The 20,051-nt window shown below is 68.9% G+C and carries 20 protein-coding genes; 7 read left to right on the forward strand and 13 right to left on the reverse strand.

Annotation, left to right across the window (positions count from 1 at the left end; genetic code table 11):
* Positions 1–113: 113 nt before the first annotated feature.
* The 8 genes from IJ15_RS0119070 to dapE all read right to left on the reverse strand — a co-directional run bounded on the left by IJ15_RS0119070 (position 114) and on the right by dapE (position 7,344).
* The gene (locus IJ15_RS0119070; RefSeq protein WP_269321487.1) at positions 114–713 is read right to left on the reverse strand and encodes a DNA-3-methyladenine glycosylase I; all 600 of its coding nucleotides are present in this window, start codon (positions 711–713) and stop codon (positions 114–116) included.
* Positions 710–1,072: a DivIVA domain-containing protein gene (locus IJ15_RS0119075; RefSeq protein WP_051919221.1), complete on the reverse strand. Its 363-nt coding sequence runs from the start codon at positions 1,070–1,072 to the stop codon at positions 710–712. The genes IJ15_RS0119070 and IJ15_RS0119075 overlap by 4 nt, the downstream gene beginning before the upstream one ends.
* 50 nt (positions 1,073–1,122) lie before the next feature.
* Positions 1,123–2,046, reverse strand: a complete 924-nt coding sequence (locus tag IJ15_RS0119080) for a glucosyl-3-phosphoglycerate synthase (protein ID WP_031939942.1) — start codon at positions 2,044–2,046, stop codon at positions 1,123–1,125.
* A complete protein-coding gene (gene folP / locus IJ15_RS0119085; RefSeq protein WP_031939943.1) occupies positions 2,043–2,951 on the reverse strand; it encodes a dihydropteroate synthase in 909 nt (302 codons plus the stop codon). The genes IJ15_RS0119080 and folP overlap by 4 nt, the downstream gene beginning before the upstream one ends.
* Positions 2,952–2,980: 29 nt before the next feature.
* Complete coding sequence (locus IJ15_RS0119090; RefSeq protein ID WP_031939944.1) at positions 2,981–4,762, reverse strand: long-chain-acyl-CoA synthetase; 1,782 nt, start codon at positions 4,760–4,762, stop codon at positions 2,981–2,983.
* 94 nt (positions 4,763–4,856) lie between these two features.
* Complete coding sequence (locus IJ15_RS0119095; RefSeq protein ID WP_031939945.1) at positions 4,857–5,411, reverse strand: LOG family protein; 555 nt, start codon at positions 5,409–5,411, stop codon at positions 4,857–4,859.
* Entirely contained in the window at positions 5,405–6,211 is an 807-nt protein-coding gene (locus IJ15_RS0119100; RefSeq protein ID WP_031939946.1) for an LOG family protein, read from the reverse strand. Before IJ15_RS0119100 ends, IJ15_RS0119095 begins: the two co-directional genes overlap by 7 nt.
* A 35-nt stretch (positions 6,212–6,246) precedes the next feature.
* Positions 6,247–7,344, reverse strand: a complete 1,098-nt coding sequence (gene dapE, locus IJ15_RS0119105; protein WP_031939947.1) for a succinyl-diaminopimelate desuccinylase — start codon at positions 7,342–7,344, stop codon at positions 6,247–6,249.
* A gap of 120 nt (positions 7,345–7,464) precedes the next feature.
* Here dapE and dapD point away from each other — a divergent pair, with 120 nt between their 5' ends.
* The 3 genes from dapD (at position 7,465) to IJ15_RS0119120 (ending at position 10,717) form a co-directional block, all read left to right on the forward strand.
* Positions 7,465–8,427 carry a 2,3,4,5-tetrahydropyridine-2,6-dicarboxylate N-succinyltransferase gene (gene dapD / locus IJ15_RS0119110; RefSeq protein ID WP_031939948.1) on the forward strand — a complete coding sequence of 321 codons (963 nt, stop codon included), beginning with the start codon at positions 7,465–7,467 and terminating at the stop codon, positions 8,425–8,427.
* Positions 8,428–8,501: 74 nt separating this feature from the next.
* The gene (locus IJ15_RS0119115; RefSeq protein ID WP_231569596.1) at positions 8,502–9,830 is read left to right on the forward strand and encodes an amino acid permease; all 1,329 of its coding nucleotides are present in this window, start codon (positions 8,502–8,504) and stop codon (positions 9,828–9,830) included.
* A gap of 77 nt (positions 9,831–9,907) precedes the next feature.
* Entirely contained in the window at positions 9,908–10,717 is an 810-nt protein-coding gene (locus tag IJ15_RS0119120) for an enoyl-CoA hydratase (RefSeq protein WP_031939950.1), read from the forward strand.
* Here the strand turns inward: IJ15_RS0119120 and IJ15_RS0119125 are convergent.
* A complete protein-coding gene (locus IJ15_RS0119125; protein ID WP_231569594.1) occupies positions 10,714–11,319 on the reverse strand; it encodes a DUF4304 domain-containing protein in 606 nt (201 codons plus the stop codon). The genes IJ15_RS0119120 and IJ15_RS0119125 overlap by 4 nt on opposite strands.
* A gap of 99 nt (positions 11,320–11,418) precedes the next feature.
* On the opposite strand from IJ15_RS0119125, the gene IJ15_RS0119130 reads away from it, so the two are divergent.
* Positions 11,419–12,051 carry a helix-turn-helix domain-containing protein gene (locus tag IJ15_RS0119130; RefSeq protein ID WP_031939952.1) on the forward strand — a complete coding sequence of 211 codons (633 nt, stop codon included), beginning with the start codon at positions 11,419–11,421 and terminating at the stop codon, positions 12,049–12,051.
* The gene (locus IJ15_RS0119135; RefSeq protein WP_031939953.1) at positions 12,048–13,010 is read left to right on the forward strand and encodes a TauD/TfdA dioxygenase family protein; all 963 of its coding nucleotides are present in this window, start codon (positions 12,048–12,050) and stop codon (positions 13,008–13,010) included. Before IJ15_RS0119130 ends, IJ15_RS0119135 begins: the two co-directional genes overlap by 4 nt.
* Before the next feature lie 3 nt (positions 13,011–13,013).
* Here the strand turns inward: IJ15_RS0119135 and IJ15_RS0119140 are convergent, their stop codons facing one another.
* Positions 13,014–14,048: an NADP-dependent oxidoreductase gene (locus IJ15_RS0119140; protein ID WP_031939954.1), complete on the reverse strand. Its 1,035-nt coding sequence runs from the start codon at positions 14,046–14,048 to the stop codon at positions 13,014–13,016.
* 93 nt (positions 14,049–14,141) lie between these two features.
* Between IJ15_RS0119140 and IJ15_RS0119145 the strand changes: the two genes are divergently transcribed.
* Positions 14,142–14,999 carry a 3-hydroxyacyl-CoA dehydrogenase gene (locus IJ15_RS0119145; protein WP_031939955.1) on the forward strand — a complete coding sequence of 286 codons (858 nt, stop codon included), beginning with the start codon at positions 14,142–14,144 and terminating at the stop codon, positions 14,997–14,999.
* 65 nt (positions 15,000–15,064) lie between these two features.
* Here the strand turns inward: IJ15_RS0119145 and IJ15_RS0119150 are convergent, their stop codons facing one another.
* Entirely contained in the window at positions 15,065–17,173 is a 2,109-nt protein-coding gene (locus tag IJ15_RS0119150; protein WP_031939956.1) for an ABC transporter permease, read from the reverse strand.
* Between the two features lie 169 nt (positions 17,174–17,342).
* Here IJ15_RS0119150 and IJ15_RS0119155 point away from each other — a divergent pair, with 169 nt between their 5' ends.
* Positions 17,343–18,002 (forward strand): TetR/AcrR family transcriptional regulator, encoded by a 660-nt coding sequence (locus IJ15_RS0119155; RefSeq protein ID WP_156112159.1) that lies wholly within the window; start codon positions 17,343–17,345, stop codon positions 18,000–18,002.
* A 4-nt stretch (positions 18,003–18,006) separates the two neighbouring features.
* On the opposite strand, the gene IJ15_RS0119160 is transcribed toward IJ15_RS0119155, so the two are convergent.
* Both IJ15_RS0119160 and IJ15_RS0119165 read right to left on the reverse strand, forming a co-directional pair.
* On the reverse strand, positions 18,007–19,413 hold the full coding sequence (locus IJ15_RS0119160; protein WP_031939958.1) for an acyl-CoA synthetase: 1,407 nt from the start codon (positions 19,411–19,413) through the stop codon (positions 18,007–18,009).
* Between the two features lie 26 nt (positions 19,414–19,439).
* Positions 19,440–20,051: proline dehydrogenase family protein (locus IJ15_RS0119165; RefSeq protein WP_031939959.1), on the reverse strand; the 612-nt coding region annotated here is incomplete at its 5' end.

Consider the following 20,051-nt stretch of genomic DNA (forward strand, 5'->3'; position numbering starts at 1 on the left):
GCCTGGGTTACCGTGGATGCCTCGTCAGCAGTTGGCGAGGCTCGTCGCCCATTCTTCCCTATCGAGCGGGTTGCCGGGAAGCTGAGGCACGAAACCGCCCGAATCAGACAGCTTCAGGCATGGGGTCGGACCCAGCATGCGGCGATGTGGTCATCGACCATCCCGGTCGCCTGCATGAGTGCATATGCCGTGGTAGGGCCCACGAAACGGAAGCCTCGACGTTTCAGTTCCCGGGCCATCGCGGTGGACTCCGGAGTGACCGCCGGAACCTCGTCGACTCGTTCGAACCTCCGCGCGCGCCGCGCCGGTGCGAACGACCACAGCAACGTGTCGAGGTCGGTGTCGGCCAACTCCAGGACCGCCCTGGCATTGCCGATCACGGCCTCGATCTTCGCTCGGTTCCGGACGATCCGCGCGTCGTCGAGCAACCGGGCGACGTCGGACTCCGTGTAGGCCGCGACGATCTCGGGGTCGAAGCCCGCGAAGACGTCCCGGAAGGCCGGCCTCTTGCGCAGGATGGTGATCCAGGACAGCCCCGACTGGAACGCCTCGAGGCACAGCCGCTCGAACAACTCGTCGCGGCCGTGCAGCGGCTGCCCCCACTCGAAATCGTGGTAGTCGCTGTAGATCCGGGAGCCGTCGCGGTCGGCGGCCCAGGGGCACCGCGTCCGCTCGTCCACACGCGCACCGATGTCGATCCCGGTGGCGTTCACCGCTCCGACTCCGCACTGCCTGTGCTGTCCGCGCCGTCTGCGCCGTCCACAGCCGGCTCGCGGTCTGCCGGTACGGCCGCCGCCCGGGTCTCCAATTGCGCTCTGAGGGAATCGATCTCCCGCCCCAGACGGTCGAGTGCCCAATCCACCTCGCTCGCCTTGTACCCGCGCAGCGTCTGCTGGAATCTGAGCGCACGCACGTCGGAGCCGGTGACTCCCTCGGCGGGGAGAACGGTGGCGGTGGTGCCCGCCGGCAGCGGCGGCAGTTCCTCGGAACGGCCGAACACCATGCTCGCAGCGAAGTACAGCAGGCCACCGACCAGCACCATGATCAACAGGTACAGAAGGACCGTCAGCATGCCCAGATACTGTCACGAACCGCCGACAGGAACGTCGCCGCGCGCAGCGATCAGGGACGGATCGTGTTCATCGGCGGGCGATCGGTCAGCGCGACGTCGGTCCGGGCGGTGACGAACGAGTCGCCGTCCGCGAGGAACTGGGTGAGCCCGGCCCCGGTGTCCTCGACGCCGCAGCGCCGCAGCATCGTGCCGATGATCTGCCGGCTCATCACCCCGAGTTCGGACAACGGCCGGTTCCGGTGCTTGCGCACCCCCAGATTGACCTGGCCGATCGCACCGAGGCCGAGCCGGTCGTAGGTGTCGAGCAGCAGCCCGATCTCGACGCCGTAGCCGGGCGCGAACGGCACCGACGACAGCAGTTCGCGGGTGCCCGCGTACTCGCCGCCGAGCGGCTGCAGGACGCACGTCAGTTCGGGCCGCAGCGCCGCCAGCATCGGCCGGGCCACCAGTTCGGTGACGCGCCCGCCGCCGTTGGCGTCCTCGGTGCCGCTGACCCGCAGCGGGCGCCGGTAGTAGCCCTTGACCAGATGGATGCCGTCGACGGTCAGCAGCGGGCCGAGCAGCTTGGGGACGAACGCGGGGTCCGGCTCGACCAGGTCGGAGTCGACGAACGCGATGAGGTCACCGGTGCTCGCGGCGATGGAGCGCCACAGCACCTCGCCCTTGCCCGGTACCGGCGGCAGTCCGGGGACCGCCGCCTCGCGGCTGATGACCGTCGCCCCGGCTGCCGCGGCCCGCTCGGCCGTCGCATCGCACGAACCCGAATCGAGGACGATCAGTTCGTCGACGAGCCCGCCCAGCAGCGGGTGGATGGTGTCGACGACACCGGCGACCGTCTTCTCCTCGTTGAGTGCCGGCAGCACGACCGACACGGTGCGCCCGGCCTTGGCCCGCTCGAGTTCCGCGATGCTCCAGACGGGATGGTCCCAGCTGTTGGCGTCCGTCCAGGTGCGCGACGCTTCGGTGATGCTCATGTCAACCCCCGTACGGTGCGGACGGGCTGCCTGGTTCCCATGATCGCGGCGACCATGTCGACCACACGTCGGGTCGAGGCAACCTCGTGGACGCGGAACACCCGGGCCCCGCCGGCGGCCGCCAGCGCGGTCGCCGCCAGGGTTCCCTCCAACCTCTCGGCCAGTTCCACACCCAGAGTCTCCCCGATGAAGTCCTTGTTGCTGAGCGCCATCAGCACGGGCCATCCGGTGTTGACGAGATCTTCCACGCGCCGTAACAATTCGAGCCCGTGGAAGGTGTTCTTCCCGAAATCGTGGGTGGGGTCGATGAGGATCGAGTCCGCCCGCACCCCCAACCGCGACGCGTGCTCGGCCGCGCCGACCACCTCGGCGACCACGTCCGCGACCACGTCCGCGTACCGGACGCGGTGCGGGCGGGTGCGCGGCACCGCTCCGCCGGTGTGCGAGCAGACGATCCCGGCCCCGAGTTCGGCCGCGACCTCCACCAGCGCGGGATCGGCCCCCGCCCACGTGTCGTTGATCAGATCGGCACCCTCGGCGACCGCGAGACGGGCGACCTCGCTGCGCCACGTGTCGACGCTGATGATCACGTCCGGGTAGCGCGCCCGGATCGCCTCGACGAACGGCACGACGCGACGCGTCTCCTCGGTGGCGTCGACGAGCGCGCCGGGTCCGGCCTTGACGCCGCCGATGTCGACGATATCGGCGCCCTCGGCGACCGCGCGGTCGACGGCGGCCATCGCCGCCTCGTCCGAGAACGTCGCACCACGGTCGTAGAACGAGTCCGGGGTGCGGTTGACGATCGCCATCACGAGAGCACGATCAGTCGCGACCGGCCTGCCACACAGGGTGGGCAGGACGTGTCCGGGGGCCGAGACGTCGTCGGCGACGGGGCGCGGTGCCATGCCCCCATGTTCGCATGACCGACGTCTCACTACTCCCGGGGAGCGGTCCCCTCGGCGACGTCGCGCGCGTATCCGTCGTAGACCGGCCGGTAGCCCTCGCCGCGACCGGCGAGCACGTACAGCTCGTCGACGGTCGGCGCGTAGGCCTCCTCGCGCAGTTCCACCTTGCGGCTCTTGAACGTCGACGTCGTCTCGAACGAGTCGACGACGCGCACGAACAGCGGGATCGCGTACGCGGGCAGCCGGGTGTACATCTCCTGGGCGAGCCGGACGCCGTCGAACTCGTGGCCCGGGCGCACCGTCACCGCCGCCATGCCGGCCTTGCCGTCGGTGCCGGGCACCGCGACGCCGTATACCACCGACTGCTCGATCGCGGGGTGCGTGGACAGCGCCCCCTCCACCTCGGTGGTCGCGACGTTCTCCCCCTTCCACCGGAACGTGTCGCCCAGGCGGTCGACGAACGCGACGTGCATGAATCCCTGGCTGCGCACGAGATCGCCGGTGTCGAACCAGCAGTCGCCGTCCTTGAACCCGTTCCGGACCAGTTTCTTCTCGCTGGCCTCCGGGTCGGTGTAGCCGTCGAACGGCGCCCGGTCGGTCACCTTCGACAGCAGCAGACCCACCTCGCCGGTGCCGACGCGGCGCAACCGCCCGGTCGGACCGCGGCGGGCGCGCCCGGTCTCGGGGTCGAACTCCACCACCGCGTACGGCAGCGGGCACACCCCGGCGGTGCGGTCGACACCCAGCGCGTTGACGAACGCGATGTTGCATTCGCTCGCACCGTAGAACTCGGCGACCCGGTCGATGCCGAACCGCTCGGTGAACTCGGCCCAGATCTCCGGCCGGAGGCCGTTGCCGACCATCAGACGGATTCCGTTGTCGCGGTCGCCTGCTCGGGGAGGCTGGTTGAGGAGGTACCGGCAGACCTCGCCGATGTAGACGAAGGCCGTGGCGTGGTTGGCCTTCGCGTCGTCCCAGAAGCGGGACGCGGAGAAGCTGCGTCCGATCGCGATGGCGGCCCCGGAGGAGAGCACCGACGACAGCGACACCGTGAGGGCGTTGTTGTGGTAGAGCGGCAACGCACAGTACAGGGTGTCGCTGCGGCGCAGGCGAACTCCCATGGCACCGAGCCCCGACATGCTCTTGAGCCACCGGAAGTGACTCATCAGGCTGGCCTTGGGCAAACCCGTCGTTCCCGACGTGAAGATGTAGAAGGCACGCTCCGATCCCCGGATCCTCTCGCACACAGCGGGGTTCGACGAGTCCGCATCCTGCGCGAGCCGATCCAGATCCTCCGCGGCGAGCACGGTCTCGGCGCGAACCTCGCCGTCCAGCGAGGCGATCGCCTCGCCGCACTCCTCCCCCACCACCAGGACCCGACTGTCCAGCACGGACAGGCTGTGCGCCAGCACATCTGCGCGCTGATTGTGGTTGAGCATGCCCGCGACCGCACCGAGCTTGACGACCGCGAGCGTGAGCAGCAGCGTCTCGGGCCGGTTCTTCATGAGAATCCCCACCACGTCGCCGCGCCGGACGCCACGACGGGCGAGCACGTCGGCGTAGCGGTTGACCCGAGTGTTGGCTTCCCCGTAGCTGATCGACGCACCCTCGAAGCGAATGAAGGGCCGGTCCGGCTGACGTCGGGCCAGTTCCTGGAACACCCGGCCGATCGACTCACGAGCCTGCGGCTTGCGCGTCATACCCAACGCCCCGCGTGCCAGACTGGGCAGCTCGGTCGCCATCCGCGGCAGTTGCAGCGCGAGCTGCACGAGACTGATCGTCGAAGCGGTGGCGTCTGAGCTCATCGGCATCCTTGTCGGGAGGGCGGGAGGACCGGGAAGGACACTCCTTACTTCAGAGTAACCTTTACGGCCCACCCCCGGAACCCCTCGACAAGAACCGTTTTCAGCGCGCGCAGGCGTCCAGCGCGGACTCGACGTCACCCGTGACGATCAGCCCGTCCAACGCCCGCTGGGCGACGAATCCCTGACCACGCAGCCCCTCGAGCCAGTGCAGCAGGCCGCGGAAGTGGTCGACGGGATCGAGCATCACCACCGGCTTCTCGTGCATGCCGAGGTATCCCGCCGTCCAGGTCTCGAACAGTTCCTCGAGGGTGCCGATCCCGCCCGGCAGCGTGATGAACGCGTCGGCGCGGTCCTCCATGATGCGCTTACGCTCACGCATCGTGTCGGTGACGATCAGCTCGTCGGCATCGACGTCCGCAACCTCCTTGTGCACCAGCGCCTTCGGGATGACGCCGACGGTCCACGCGCCGGCCTCGCGGGCCGCGGTCGCGACGGCGCCCATCATCGAGACGTTGCCGCCACCGGAAACCAACTGCCAGCCGCGTCGGCCGATCGCGGTGCCCACCTCGGATGCCAACTGCAGGAACTGCTGATCCACCGGCCCCGACGCGCAGTACACGCAGACGCTGAACTTCTTGTCGCCCACGCTCACCACTCGTCCTCGTCGCCCAGCAGCGCTGCCTCGTCCACACCCTGCTGCGACTCGGCCACGATCCGCACGGCCTCCTCGACACTGTCGGTGACGTGGATGAGGTCGACGTCACCGGGCGAGATCTTGCCGGCGCGCTCGAGGGTGTCGCGCAGCCAGTGGACCAGGCCGCCCCAGAACTCGGTGCCGATCAGGACGATCGGGAACCGCGTGATCTTGCGGGTCTGGACGAGGGTGAGCGCCTCGAACAGCTCGTCGAGTGTGCCGAAGCCGCCGGGCAGGCAGATGAACGCCTGCGAGTACTTCACGAACATCGTCTTGCGCGCGAAGAAGTACCGGAAGTTGATCCCGAGATCGACCCACTCGTTGAGACCCTGCTCGAACGGCAACTCGATGCCGAGGCCGATCGAGTACCCGCCAGACTCGCTCGCGCCGCGGTTGGCGCCCTCCATGACGCCCGGACCGCCGCCCGTGATGACGGCGTACCCGGCCTGCGCGAGAGCGGTGCCGAGTTCCCGGGCCAGCGCGTACTCGCTCGTGTCCTCGCCCGTGCGGGCCGACCCGAACACGGTCACGGCGCGCGGCACCTCGGCGAGGGCCCCGAAACCCTCGATGAACTCGCTCTGGATCCGCAGTACCCGCCACGGGTCGGTGTGCACCCAGTCGGTGGGCCCACGCTGATCGAGCAGGCGCCGGTCGGCGTTGGTCGACTCGGCCTTGCGATCGCGCCGCAACATGACCGGCCCGCGATGCTTCACCGATGAACTGCCGCGCCGAGCGGCTCCGGTCTTCCTGTCAGGTGCCATGCGGGAAAGGCTAACCGTTCCCCCGCGGCGCCCGCCTACACGGCGAGGTAGCCGCGCAGCACCCGTGTGACGTCGGTGATCTGTTCCACCGGCACGTGCTCGTCCCGCTTGTGCGCGAGGTTGGGATCACCGGGGCCGTAGTTGACCGCGGGGATCCCGAGCGCCGAGAAACGGGAGACGTCGGTCCAGCCGTACTTGGCACGGAACTGTCCACCGGCCGCGTCGATCAACGCCGCGGCCGCGGGGTTCGCCAGCCCCGGCAGCGCGCCGGGCGAGCTGTCGGTGACCTCGAAGCCGAGTTCGAGACCGCCGAGTGCCGCCGCGTCGAACACCTCGCGTACATGCGCGATCGCCTGCTCGACGCTGCGGTCCGGCGCGAAGCGGAAGTTGACGTCCATCTCCGCGGCGTCCGGGACCACGTTGCCGGCAACCCCGCCCGAGATCCGCACCGCGGACAGGCCCTCCCGGTAGATGCAGCCGTCGATGTCGACGGACCGCGCCCGGTAGGCGGACAACCGCTCGAGCACGGGGGCGAACTTGTGGATCGCGTTGTCGCCGAGCCACGAACGTGCCGAGTGCGCGCGCACCCCCGACGTCGTCAGACGCACCCGCAGGGTGCCCTGGCATCCCGCCTCGATGAAGCCCGCCGTGGGTTCGCCCAGGATCGCGACGTCGGCGGCGAGCCATTCCGGAAGGTCGCGCTCGATGCGGCCCAGACCGTTGTACTGCGCGGCGATCTCCTCGCAGTCGTAGAACACGAGCGTCAGATCGTGCGCGAGGTCGGAGATCGTCGCGGCCAGGTGCAGGAAGACCGCGTCGCCGGACTTCATGTCGACGGTGCCGCAGCCGTGCAGCAGGTCGCCCCGCTCGTCGGTCGTGCGCCGACTCGGCACGTTGTCGGCGATCGGCACGGTGTCGAGGTGACCGGCGAGCATGACCCGGCTCGGCAGGCCACGGTCGGTGCGGGCGAGCACCGCGTTGCCGCTGCGGATCACCTCGAACCCGGACGTCTGTTCCCGCAGCGCGGCCTCGACGACGTCGGCGATGACGCCCTCGTCCTGCGACACGCTGGGAATGTCCACGAGCGCAGCGGTGAGATCGATGGGGTCGGCGTGCAGATCGAGGGTGCTCACGGCTTCTAAGATTAGGCGCCCTGTCCAGCACGGCACCCGACCGGTCGGAACGTGTGGGCGGGTCCACGATCGGCTCACCGACCCGCACGGCCTCGCGCGACTCGCGTAATCTGTGCACCCGTGAATGCACACGGAGCATCAGCTGTAGGCGTCGCCAACGTGACCGAGTCGGGCACGGTTCTCGACACCTGGTACCCGGCCCCCGAACTGGGCGAGTTCGAGGACGGCACCGTTGCCGGCACCGTCGAACTCGAGGGCACCGCCATCCCGTCGGACCTCGCGCTGCTCGCCGGCAACGACGAGGCCCGCGAGGTCAAGCAGATCGTGGTGCGCACCACGATCACTGACCTGGCCGCCGCGCCGGTCGACGCGCACGACGCCTACCTGCGCCTGCACCTGCTGTCGCACCGCCTGGTGCAGCCCCACGGCGTCAATCTCGACGGCGTGTTCGGTCTCCTCGCGAACGTCGTGTGGACCAACTACGGCCCGTGCGCGGTGGACGGCTTCGAACTGGTTCGCTCGCGGCTGCGGATCCGCGGCCCGGTCACCGTGTTCGGTGTCGACAAGTTCCCGCGCATGGTCGACTACGTGGTTCCGGCCGGCGTGCGGATCGCCGACGCCGACCGTGTCCGCCTCGGCGCCCACCTGGCGAGCGGCACCACGGTCATGCACGAGGGCTTCGTGAACTTCAACGCCGGCACCCTCGGCAACTCGATGGTCGAGGGCCGCATCTCCGCGGGCGTCGTCGTGGGCGACGGCACGGACGTCGGCGGCGGAGCCTCGATCATGGGCACCCTGTCCGGCGGCGGCAAGCAGGTCATCTCCGTGGGCGAGCGCTGCCTCCTCGGTGCCAACGCCGGTCTCGGTATCTCGCTCGGCGACGACTGTGTCGTCGAGGCGGGTCTCTACATCACCGCCGGCACCAAGGTCACCGGCCCGAACGGCACCGTCGTCAAGGCCGCGGATCTGAGCGGCCGTTCGAACATCCTGTTCCGCCGCAACTCCGTCTCCGGCGCCGTCGAGGTGGTGCCGTGGAAGGGCACGGGCGTCGAACTGAACGCGGCTCTGCACGCCAACGACTGATCGATTCGTAGCTCGTGAGTTCCTCCGAAACCCCCGCCCGATTAGGGCACGGCCTCAAGGTCCGTCATCTGACGATGATGGGCCTGGGGTCGGCCATCGGCGCCGGACTGTTCCTCGGGACCGGCGTCGGGATCGCGAAGGCCGGCCCCGCAGTCCTCGTCTCCTACGTGATCGCCGGTTTCGTCGTGGTGTGCGTGATGCGCATGCTCGGCGAGATGGGCGCCGCGCTGCCCGCCAGCGGATCCTTCTCGCACTACGCGCGGATCGGCATCGGCGAATGGGCCGGCTTCGTGATGGGCTGGCTGTACTGGTTCATGCTGATCATGGTGCTGGGCGCCGAGATCACGGGCGCCTCGGCGATCGTCAACGACTGGCTGCCGGGCGTCCCCCAATGGGTGATCGCGCTGGTGTTCGTCTCCTTCTTCGCCGTGGTCAATCTCGCGAAGGTCAGCAACTTCGGCGAGTTCGAGTTCTGGTTCGCGGCCCTCAAGGTCGCGGCGATCATCGGCTTCCTCGTCGTCGGTGTCCTGCTCGTGTTCGGTCTGCTCCCGGACACCGATCCGGTCGGGCTGACGAACCTGCTCGGCGAGGGCGGCTTCATGCCGAACGGGTTCAGCGGGATCGCGGCGGGCCTGCTGGTCGTGGCGTTCGCCTTCGGCGGCATCGAGATCGTCACCATCGCCGCGGCCGAGTCCGAGGACCCCGAGCGCTCGATCGCCACCGCCGTCCGCACCGTCATGTGGCGGATCAGCGTCTTCTACATCGGTGCGATCGCCATCATGGTGCTGGTGGTGCCGTGGAACGATCCCGGACTGCAGGACGGCCCGTTCGTGTCGGTCCTGGAGAGGGCGAACCTCCCCTACGTCTCCGGGCTGATGGAACTGGTCGTCGTCATCGCGCTGCTGTCGGCGTTCAACGCGAACGTCTACGGCACGTCGCGGATGGCGTTCTCCCTCGCCCGGCGCAACGACGGCCCGAAGGCCCTCGCGAAGCTGTCCACGACGGGAGTGCCGACCAACGCGGTCCTGCTGTCGGTGTTGTTCGGCTTCGTCAGCGTGCTGCTGAACTGGCTGCTGCCCGACTCGCTGCTCGGCATCCTGCTCAACGCCGTCGGCGCCGCGCTGCTGGTGATCTGGGTATTCATCGTCATCTCGCACCTGCGCCTGCGGCGGCAACTCGAGCGTGAGGGCAAGCTGACGGTGAAGATGTGGCTGTTCCCGTACCTGAGCTATCTCACGCTGGCGATGCTCACCGCCTTCGCGGTGCTGATGATGTTCGACGACGCCGCCCGCGACCAGTTGATCGCCACCGCCGGCCTGTTCCTCCTCATTCTGCTGCTGTCGGTGATCAATTCGCGTCGCAAGGCGCGGACGGCCACGGCCGGCGAACACCCCACGGTCTAGGTCGCGGGAACGGGCACACCGGACGCTCCCGCGGCGTAGGGTCGGCGCACGATCGCCCCTGGGACCGTAGGAGAACCGTGAGCTTCATCCTCGTCGAACGGCCACGCGAGCACGTGGCGCTGGTGACCCTCAACCGCCCGGAACGCATGAACGCGATGGCGTTCGACGTCATGGTCCCGTTCCGGGAGTCGCTCGAGGCGATCAGCAACGACAACACCGTCCGCGCCGTCGTGATCACCGGGGCCGGCCACGGCTTCTGCTCCGGCGCCGACCAGACGTCGGCGGGCAAGCCCCCGCACATCGACGGGCTCACCCGCCCATCGATCGCGCTGCGGTCGATGGAGATGCTCGACGACGTCGTGCTGACGCTGCGTCGCATGCACCAGCCGGTCATCGCGGCGGTCAACGGCGCCGCGATCGGCGGCGGCTTCTGCCTGTCGCTGGCCGCGGACATCCGCCTCGCTGCCCCGGAGGCGTACTTCCGGGCGGCCGGCATCAACAACGGTCTCACCGCGAGCGAGTTGGGCCTGAGCTATCTGCTGCCGCGGGCGATCGGTTCGTCCCGCGCGTTCGAGATCATGCTCACCGGTCGGGACGTCGACGCCGACGAGGCCGCGCGCATCGGTCTGGTGTCGCGCGTGGTCGCGCCGGAGGATCTGCTCGACGACGCCTTCGACCTGGCGCAGCGGATCGCGCAGTTCTCCCGTCCGGGCGTCGAACTGACCAAGCGCACCCTGTGGTCGGGTCTGGACGCGTCGTCGATGGCCCAGCACATGAACCAGGAGGGGCTCGGGCAGCTGCTCATCCGGCTGATGACCGACAACTTCGAGGAGGCGACGCTCGCCCGGCGCGAGAAGCGCGAGCCGGTCTTCCGCGACGGCCGCTAGGTCGCGGGGACCTCGTACTCGGCCTCCGCCTTCCGGAACTGCACCTCGAGGCGGGGCCAGCGCTCTTCCGACCCGAACTCGGTGCGCGCCCGCGCGAACTGTTCGCGCGCGCCGACGTCGTCGCCCGACGCCAGCCGGTATCGGAATACGTCGAAATCAATGTCCGAGTCCACGGCCCCGGCGACGTCGTCGGGGCCGCCGAGCCGCCCCATCACGTCGAGCGCTGCGACGAGCGCGGCCCGCATCTGCTCCGCGACGGCGGGGACATCGGTGCCCGCCGTCACCGTGACGTGCGGTCCGATCCCGGGCGCGATGTGTTCGATCCTGCGCCGGTACTGGCAGTCGACCTCCTTCGGGCGTTCCTCCGGAACCCGACCGATGACGCGGTCGAACTCCGCCGAGTAGACGCCGCAGTTCACATAGAACCGGATCGACTCGTAGCTGTTCCCGGCCGACCGTTGGAGGTTGACGACGTCGACCAGCCCGTCGCGTCGACGTGTGAACGTCAGCTTCTGCTTCCGGAATCCGAACTCCTTCAGGAGCGGTGCGATACCGGTGCCGACAACGGACGAGAACGCATGCTCGGCTGATTCGGATTTCACGGCGTCATCGTTCCAGACGCGATTCCCCCTACCCATTGACACCTTTAAGGTTGCAGCCTTAAAGTCCATGATGTGACCCAGAACACGTCCCGAGTGGCGATGATCGAAGCAGCCGAGCAGATCATCGCCGAGCGGGGAATGCCCGCGCTCACGCTCAAAGACGTCCAGATCGCGGCCAACCAGTCCAACAAGTCGGCGGCCAAGTACCACTTCGGGTCCCGAGAGGGACTTATCGAAGCGCTCGTCGAACTCCGCATGTCGCCCGTCAACGCACGGCGACAGGAACTGTTGGACGAGATCGAGCGGCTCGGCGCCCCGCCGACGGTTCGACAGGTTGTGGAGGCACTCGTCCGCCCACTGGCGGCCGAAACGCTCGGTCGACCCGGCAGCCGATACGCGCGTTTCCTCGTCCAGGGACTGTTCGACCCCGCGCTTGCAGACACGATCCAGAAGCACCTGCGGGCGGAGACCTACCGGAGCGTGCATCACATGCTGGTCGGCCTCTGCCCGGTCCCGGGCGACGTCGCGAAATGGCGCGCCGACAAGGTGGCGACACTCGGCATGACCACCCTGGCAGCGCACGAGGGCCGCGACCGCACCCAGCGACAGACCGCCGCGATCGTCGCGGACCTCGTCGACACGTGCGTCGCCATACTCGAGGCGCCCACATCCGTTCGACACAGCACTCCAGATCCGACGGAACACACCGATCCCCAAGGAGTTTCGCTATGACCGCTTCCGCCAATCCCGACATCTTCCGGACCTTCATCGAACCGCGTCCGACGGATCCGCTCTATGCCGTCGGCCCTCTCGTCGCGCGACGCACCACCGAGAGCGCCGATGTCCGTCCCTACGAACTGTTCTCACTTACGCCGAAGACCCCCACCATCGGCGCCGAGATCTCCGGCATCCGGCTGACCGGCGACCTGTCCGACGACGTGCTCGCCGAGCTCCGTCGCGCCCTGCTCGAGTGGAAGGTGCTGTTCTTCCGCGACCAGGACATCGACCGCGCCGACCATCGCGCGTTCGCCTCCCGCTGGGGCGAACTGGAGCAGCACCCGTTCTTCAAGTACACCCAGCCCGGGCAGAGCGACGCGGACGTCGCGACGCTCGCGAAGGACGCGATGGCGGTCGGGGTCGAGAACATGTGGCACAACGACGTCACATGGCACGAATTCCCCTCCTTCGCAGCGATTCTGCGCGGGGTCGAGGTGCCGGCAGTGGGCGGCGACACCCTGTGGGCTGACACCGGCGCGGCCTACGACCTGCTCCCGGAGGACCTCCGCGCGCGCATCGACCACCTCGAGGCCGAGCACGACTGGATCAACTCGTTCGGCCGCGGCATGCCGGCCGAGACCGTCGAGATGCTCCGCCCCGCATTCCCCGCGGTGACGCATCCGGTGGTGCGGGTGATCCCGGAGACCGGACGCCGCGTGCTGTTCGTGAATTCCGTCTTCACGCAGCGCATTCTCGGTGTCTCCGAGGAGGAGTCGAACGAGATCCTGCGCGCGCTCTACCGGCACGTCCAGCGTCCCGAATTCCAGGTGCGACTGCAGTGGCAGCCCGACACCATCGCCTTCTGGGACAACCGCACCTGCCAGCACTACGCGTCCAGCGACTACTTCCCGGCCCGCCGGGTGATGGACCGCATCTCGATCGTCGGCGACAAGCCCGTCGGCGTCCAGCCCTGACCGTCAGCCGTCCTCGGGGCCGACCCGGACGACGAGTTTGCCGAAGTTCTTGCCGTGCAGCATCCCCAGGAACGCGGATGGCGCGTTGTCCAGTCCGTGCACGACGTCCTCCCGGTACTTCAGCCGTCCCTCGGCGATCCACCGGGAGGCGTCGCGTTCGAAGTCCGCGTACATCTCCGCGACGAACTCGGACTGGATGAATCCACGCACGGTCAGGCTCTTGGTGAGGACGAGGCCCATGAATCCGGGCAGCCGATCCGGTCCCTCCGGCGTCGTGGCCGCGTTGTACTGGGACACCAACCCGCACACCGGGATCCGGGCGTAGAGGTTGAGCAGCGGCAGCACGGCCGCGGTGACCGGTCCGCCGACGTTCTCGAAGTAGACGTCGATGCCGTCCGGGGCGGCTGCCCGTAACTGCTCCGCGAAATCCGGTGCGCGGTGGTCGATCGCGGCGTCGAATCCGAGTTCGTCGCGCACGTACGCACACTTGTCGGGCCCGCCGGCGATCCCGACGGCGCGCGCGCCCTCGATCCTCGCGATCTGCCCGACGGCAGACCCCACCGGACCGGACGCCGCCGCCACCACGACGGTCTCCCCGGCCTGCGGGCGGCCGATCTTCAGCAGACCCGAGTATGCGGTGAAGCCGGGCATCCCGAGCACGCCGAGGGCGGTCGACAATGGGGCACGGTCCGGGTCGAGTGGGCGCACAGTATTGCCGTCGACCACGGCGTGCGTCTGCCACCCCGTGTATCCGAGGACGTACGAGCCCGCCGCGATGCGCGGGTTGCGCGACTCCACCACCCGCGACACCGTCCCGCCGACCATGACGTCGCCCACCTCCACCGGGTCGGCGTACGATTCGGCGGCGCTCATCCTGCCGCGCATGTACGGATCGAGCGACAGGTAGACGGTGCGCAGCAGCACCTGGCCGTCGGACAGGTCCGGCAATTCGACTGTCTCCGTGCGGAAATTGTCCGCAGTGGGCTCACCGTGCGGTCGCGAAGCGAGAACGATGCGGGTGCTCGTGACGACGCTCATGCTCCCGACGGTACGCCCGCCCGGTCGGCCGGGGATATCGTCGAGAAGAGTCGGCCGTCGCCCGATTCGGCCGAACGGAAACCTGGAGGGTTCATGACGGACATTCGGAAGGTCACCGTGCTGGGCGCGGGAGTGCTCGGCTCCCAGATCGCCTTTCAGACGGCTTTCAAGGGATTCGAGGTCACCTCGTACGACATCGACGACAAAGCTCTCGACGCCGCGCGCGGTCGCTTCGCCGGCCTGGTCGACACGTATCGCCAGGACGTTCCCGGTGCCGACGACGGCAGCGCCGCCGCCACCCTGGACCGTCTCGCGCTGACGTCCGATCTCGACGCCGCGGTGGCCGACGCGGATCTCGTCATCGAGGCAATTCCGGAGATCCTGTCGCTCAAGCAGGACACGTACCGCCGGATCGGCGCTGCCGCGCCGGAGCGGACGATCTTCGCGACGAACTCGTCGACGCTGCTGCCGAGTGACCTCGCCGAGGCCACTGGCCGCCCCGACCGTTTCCTCGCGCTGCACTTCGCGAACCGGGTGTGGCGGTTCAACACCGCCGAGGTGATGGGCACCGAGCAGACCGACCCCGAGGTGTTCCGCACCGTCGTCGAGTTCGCGACCGAGATCGGCATGGTCCCGATCGAACTGCACAAGGAGAAGGCGGGTTACGTGCTGAACTCACTGCTCGTGCCGTTCCTGAACTCGGCGGCGGCCCTCGCCGCCGGTGGCTACGCCGAACCGGAGGATGTCGACAAGACCTGGAAGATCGCCACCGGCGCACCGATGGGACCGTTCCAGATCTTCGACATCATCGGCCTCACCACGCCGTACAACATCATGGCGCACGGGGACGAGAACGCGCAGAAGCTGGCGGTGTGGCTCAAGGAGAACTACATCGACAAGGGCAAGCTCGGTGTCGCGTCGGGCGAGGGCTTCTACCGCTACAAGGACTGACCACCTGATCTGACACGGATCGAGGGACAGGCACCGCTTGTCGGCACCTGTCCCCCGACATCCCGTCAGACCGAGACCGGCACCCGTTCCGGCTCGACCTCGAGCGGCTGCGTCCGGACGGGCCGGAACCGGTCGATGATCACGACGCAGAGCAGGGAGACGGCTCCCCAGATCACGAACGTGAGCAGGTGGCCCCCGACGGTGTCACCACCGAAGTACAGGATCGACCGCACCGACTCGACCGCCGCCGGCATCGGCAGGACGTCGTGCAGGAACCGGAAGATCGTGGGTTCCATGTAGATCGAGAGCGCGCCGCCGGACGCCGGGACCCCCAGGAACATGAGGACCGCAACGGCCGGGAGTACGGCCAGCACACCGAGCAGGCGCACGAAGACGGTGGTGAACAGCGCGACCGAGACGATCGCGACGATGCCGGTCCCGACCAGCGGCAGGAAATGGCCGTCCACCGCGCCGACGATCGGATCCGCGATCACCCACAACACCGTGGACATGAACACCGCGAATCCGGCCACGACGGGCACCAGCTTGCGTAGCGGCATCACCATCGGAGCGGCACCGAAGGCGACGACGACCACCATGAAGCCGGACATGATCCAGCCCATCGCGAGGTACAGGCTGACGGTTCCCATCGTGTCGCCGTCCCCGAGCGATGCCACGGTCTCCGTCTCGAGCGGCATGCCCTGCCCCGCGGACACCTGACCGAACACCTGCTGCACCACCTGCTGCTGGCTCATCCCCGCGGCCTCGTTGGTGACGAGGGTGGCCGACGGGTTCTCGGCCGACGGTAGGACGTATGCCGCCACCAGGGTGCGGTCCTCGATCTGTTGCCGGGCGTCGTCGATCGAACCGGACACGGTGAGGTCGAACAGCCCCGGCACGCTCCGCTCGAGCCCGTCCGCCATCTGCTGGGCCTGCTCGGTGCTCGCGGCGACCACCGCGACGGGCATGTCCTTCGGCGCGGGCTGGTACATCGCCCCCAGCATCAGCGACAGCATCATCACGACCATCGCGACGGGGAAGAACCCGAGGAGGGCGTAGCGGACCCGGTTGCTGGTCGGGCGGGGTCCGGCGGTGATGGACGGCATCGTCACTTCGGGATCTCCGGCCTCGGGGTTGCGGCGCCGCTTCAGCGCGTCGATGCCGAGCGTCGCCGCGAGCGCGACGAGTCCTCCGACGACGAGCACGGCCACGTGGGTGCCAACTCCGTTTCCACCGAAGTAGATGACCGACCGCAGGGCCTCACCGGTCGCCGGCGTCGGCAGGAAGTTGTGCAGCGTCGCGTACAGCGACGGCATCGTGTGCACGGACATACCCATGTTCGACGCGGGTACGCCGAGGACCATCAGGAAGAGCATGCCCGCCAGCACCGCCATCGGACCGAGGATGCGGGTGAGGAACAGTTGCACCAGGCCGACAGCGAAGACGGCGAGCCACGAAATACCCAGGATCGCAGTGGTATTGCCGTCGAGCGCCCCGAGGATCGGTCCGGCGATCAGCCACACCAGCCCGGCCACCAGCGCAGCCCAGCCCGCGAGCAGCGGAACGAATCGGCGCACCCGCAGCAGCTCCGGCGAGTTCGACAGCATGATGCTCAGCGGCATGTAGCCGGCGAGCATCAACGCCGTGGTCATGAACATCGCGGCCAGACCGGCCGAGTCGCGTTCGGGGAGCGGTGCCAGGTCCTGGTTCTGCAGAGCGATCGCCTGCTCGAACGCCTGCGGCGCCACGAGCCCGGTGACCGTGGAGGCCTGGGATGCGCCCGCAGCGCCGGCGGTGTACATCGTGGCGGTGCCGTCGCCGGTGCCGGACAGCACGACGGCGCCGGCGACCTCGCGGTCCAGCACCGCCTGGCGCGCATCGGCGTCGGAGCCGACCACCCGGACGTCCACGGCCGACGGATCGGCGGCGGTAAGCGCGTCGGCGAACTCCTGGGCCTGCTGCGCCGGACCCGCGACGGCGATCGGCATGTCGTGCGGGGTCGGGGCGTGCATCGACGCGAGATAGCCCGTGACCATCATGCCGACCATCAGGAACGGCATGAGCACGATCGCGACGTACCGGCCGATCCGCTCCTTCTTGGCCCGGGCCAGTTCTGCCGCGGAAGCCTCGGTGCTGTCGGGAGGCCCCTCGGTCGCCGTGGACGTTTCTGTCATCGATTGCGCTCCTCGTTGCCATGCGTGAAACCCGCCGGTGAACCACCGACCACCCAAAATTTACGCCACCTGACTTAAATAGGACAATGTCGAAGGGCGGTGAGATAGATCGCATCCGGATCCGCGGAACCGACGACCGTCGCATCCGGCCATGTCGAGAGGGAGACAATTGGGACAGCACAGTGACCGCGTTCGCCACTCACTGATGGATGCGGCCGAGGAACTGTTCGCGACACACGGCATCGACGCCGTGTCGAACCGGCGTATCGCCGAGCACGCCGGCAACGCCAATCACTCCGCCGTGTCGTATCACTTCGGAGGGCACGACGAACTCGTCCATGCCCTGCTCTTGCGCCAGTCCGAACGCATGCGGGCGCGCCGGGCCGAGCTGGTCGGCGAACTCGGCGACGACCCCGGACTCGCCGACCTGCTTGCGAGCCTGATCGTTCCGTTCACCGACTACCTGGCGTCGGCGCCGGTTCCCAGTTGGCGGGCCCGTTTCCTACAGCAACTGCGCACGGTCCCGTCGGCCGCGGCCACGGTGGCCGAGTCGATCACCGCCGATCCGCTGATCGACGACCTGGTCCAGCAGATCCGCGGGATCCTCGCGACGATTCCGGAACCGGTCCTGCGCGGCCGGTCCTGGATGATCGGCCGCATGACGATCGACGCGTCGGCCCAGTACGAGGCGCACATCCAGGACGGCGCCACCCCCAACTGGACCGAGTTCGCGTATTTCCTCATCGACTCGTACGCCGGCATGCTGGCGGCGCCGGTGACACACCCGGGCGACTTCCTGGGGCAGTCGAAACTGTCGGATCTGCTGTAGCCGCTCAGGCGAGCAGCTTCTTCTGCACCTTCCCCATGGCGTTACGCGGCAGCGACTCGACCAGCCGGACCTCGCGCGGCCGCTTGTGCACCGAGAGCTGCGATGCGACGTGGTCGATCAGCGCCTGCTCGTCGAGCCCGTCACCTACGACGAACGCGACGATCCGCTGACCCAGGTCGGCGTCGGGCAGCCCGACGACGGCGGCTTCCTTCACCCCCGGATGCCCGAGCAGCGCCGTCTCGACCTCGCCGGCACCGATCCGGTACCCGCCCGACTTGATGAGGTCGGTGGACTCGCGGCCGACGATGCGGTGGAAGCCGCCCGCGTCGATCACCGCGACGTCGCCGGTCTTGAACCAGCCGTCCTCGGCCCACGACTCGGCGGTGGCCTCGGGCCGGTTCAGGTAGCCGTCGAACAGCATGGGACCGCGGACTTGCAGGCCGCCGATGCTCTCGCCGTCGTGTGGCACCTCGCCCCCGCGCTCGTCGCGCAGGCGGGTCTCGACGCCGCGGACCGGCAGTCCCACCCAGCCGGGGCGGCGTTCGCCGTCCACGCGGGTGCTGATCGTCAGCATGGTCTCGCTCATGCCGTAGCGCTCGATCGGCGTGAGCCCGGTGAGCTCGCGCAGTCGTTCGAACACCGGCACCGGTAGCGGCGCACTGCCCGACACCAGCAGTCGGGCACCGCTGAGCGCCCGCGCCGATTCCTCGTCCTCGGCGATCCGCGACCACACGGTCGGCACACCGAAGAACAGCGAGCCACCGGCCCGGGCGGCGTCCGCGTACGCCTGCGGCGTGGGCTTGACGGTGTGGATCAACCTGCTGCCGACCCGCAGCGGGCCGAGCACTCCGAGGATCAGGCCGTGCACGTGGAAGAGCGGAAGACCGTGCACCAGAACGTCCTTCGACGTCCACTGCCACGCCTCGGCGAGCGCGTCGATGCCGGAGGCGATCGCGCCCCGGCTGAGCAACACGCCCTTCGGCGGGCCCGTCGTGCCGGACGTGTAGAGCACGAACGCGGTGGACGACGGGTGCGGTTCCGGGTGGCCGTGCCAGTCTCGGGCGTGCACGCGCACCGGCACGATCGGCAGACGGCTGCCCTCCGGCGCCCGTCCGAGCCACGCCTGCGCGCCGGAATCGGACAGGATGTGATCGAGCTCGGCCGGACCCGAATCCGGCGGGACGGGAACGACGGTGACGCCCGCGAGCAGGCACCCGACGACGGCGATCACGGTCGCCGGTGTCGGCTCGGCCAGCACCGCGACCACCCGGGCGCCGGTGATGCGCTTGGCCAGCGCGCCGGCCGCTCCGAGGATGTCGGTGCGCGAGAGCGCGGTGTCGCCGATCCGGACGGCGTCGGGCATGTCGTCGCCGCGCGCGACGGCGAGGGGATTCAGCGAACTGAGCAGCACGACGCCCACTGTCTCACAATCGCCGGTCAGCCCCGCGTGAGCGTCGAACGCAGGAAGAACTTCAGGTTCGACGGCCGCTCCGCGAGACGCCGCATGAAGTAGCCGTACCACTGCGCGCCGTACGGCACGTAGACCCGCATCCGGCGGCCCGACTCCACCAATCGGGCCTGCTCGAGTTCCCGGATGCCGAACAGCATCTGGTACTCGAAATCGTCGGATTCCCTGCCGGTTTCCCGGACCAGCCCGTCGACTGCGGCGATGACCGCGGGATCGTGGGTGGCGACCATCGGGTAACCGTCACCGCGCATCAGGAGCGCGAGGCAACGCCGGTACGACGCGTCGACGTCGCCCCGCGACTGATAGGCCACCGACTCGGGTTCGCGGTACGCGCCCTTGCACAACCGGATCCGTGACCCGGCGCCGGACAGGTCCCGGCAGTCGCCCTCGGTGCGCCGCAGATACGCCTGCAGGACCGTGCCGAGCCACGGAAAGTCGGCCCGCAGCTCGCGCACGATCGCCAGCGTGGAGTCGGTCCGGGTGTGATCCTCGGCGTCGACGGTCACCCACGCCCCGTGCTCGCGGGCCGCCTCGCAGATGGTCCGGGCATGGTCGAGCGCGATCTTCGCCCCGTCCCCCGG

The sequence above is a fragment of the Prescottella defluvii genome (assembly GCF_000738775.1).
Taxonomy (GTDB): Bacteria; Actinomycetota; Actinomycetes; order Mycobacteriales; family Mycobacteriaceae; genus Prescottella; species Prescottella defluvii.

Excerpts from the sequence above, each read along its gene's own strand:
- folP (WP_031939943.1), bottom strand. The coding sequence starts at position 2,951 with ATGGCACCGCGCCCCGTCGCCGACGACGTCTCGGCCCCCGGACACGTC.
- IJ15_RS0119135 (WP_031939953.1), top strand. The coding sequence starts at position 12,048 with ATGACCGCTTCCGCCAATCCCGACATCTTCCGGACCTTCATCGAACCG.
- IJ15_RS0119080 (WP_031939942.1), bottom strand. The coding sequence starts at position 2,046 with ATGAGCATCACCGAAGCGTCGCGCACCTGGACGGACGCCAACAGCTGG.
- IJ15_RS0119145 (WP_031939955.1), top strand. The coding sequence starts at position 14,142 with ATGACGGACATTCGGAAGGTCACCGTGCTGGGCGCGGGAGTGCTCGGC.
- IJ15_RS0119100 (WP_031939946.1), bottom strand. The coding sequence starts at position 6,211 with ATGGCACCTGACAGGAAGACCGGAGCCGCTCGGCGCGGCAGTTCATCG.
- IJ15_RS0119090 (WP_031939944.1), bottom strand. The coding sequence starts at position 4,762 with ATGCCGATGAGCTCAGACGCCACCGCTTCGACGATCAGTCTCGTGCAG.
- IJ15_RS0119115 (WP_231569596.1), top strand. The coding sequence starts at position 8,502 with ATGATGGGCCTGGGGTCGGCCATCGGCGCCGGACTGTTCCTCGGGACC.
- IJ15_RS0119140 (WP_031939954.1), bottom strand. The coding sequence starts at position 14,048 with ATGAGCGTCGTCACGAGCACCCGCATCGTTCTCGCTTCGCGACCGCAC.
- IJ15_RS0119130 (WP_031939952.1), top strand. The coding sequence starts at position 11,419 with ATGATCGAAGCAGCCGAGCAGATCATCGCCGAGCGGGGAATGCCCGCG.
- IJ15_RS0119075 (WP_051919221.1), bottom strand. The coding sequence starts at position 1,072 with ATGCTGACGGTCCTTCTGTACCTGTTGATCATGGTGCTGGTCGGTGGC.
- IJ15_RS0119150 (WP_031939956.1), bottom strand. The coding sequence starts at position 17,173 with ATGACAGAAACGTCCACGGCGACCGAGGGGCCTCCCGACAGCACCGAG.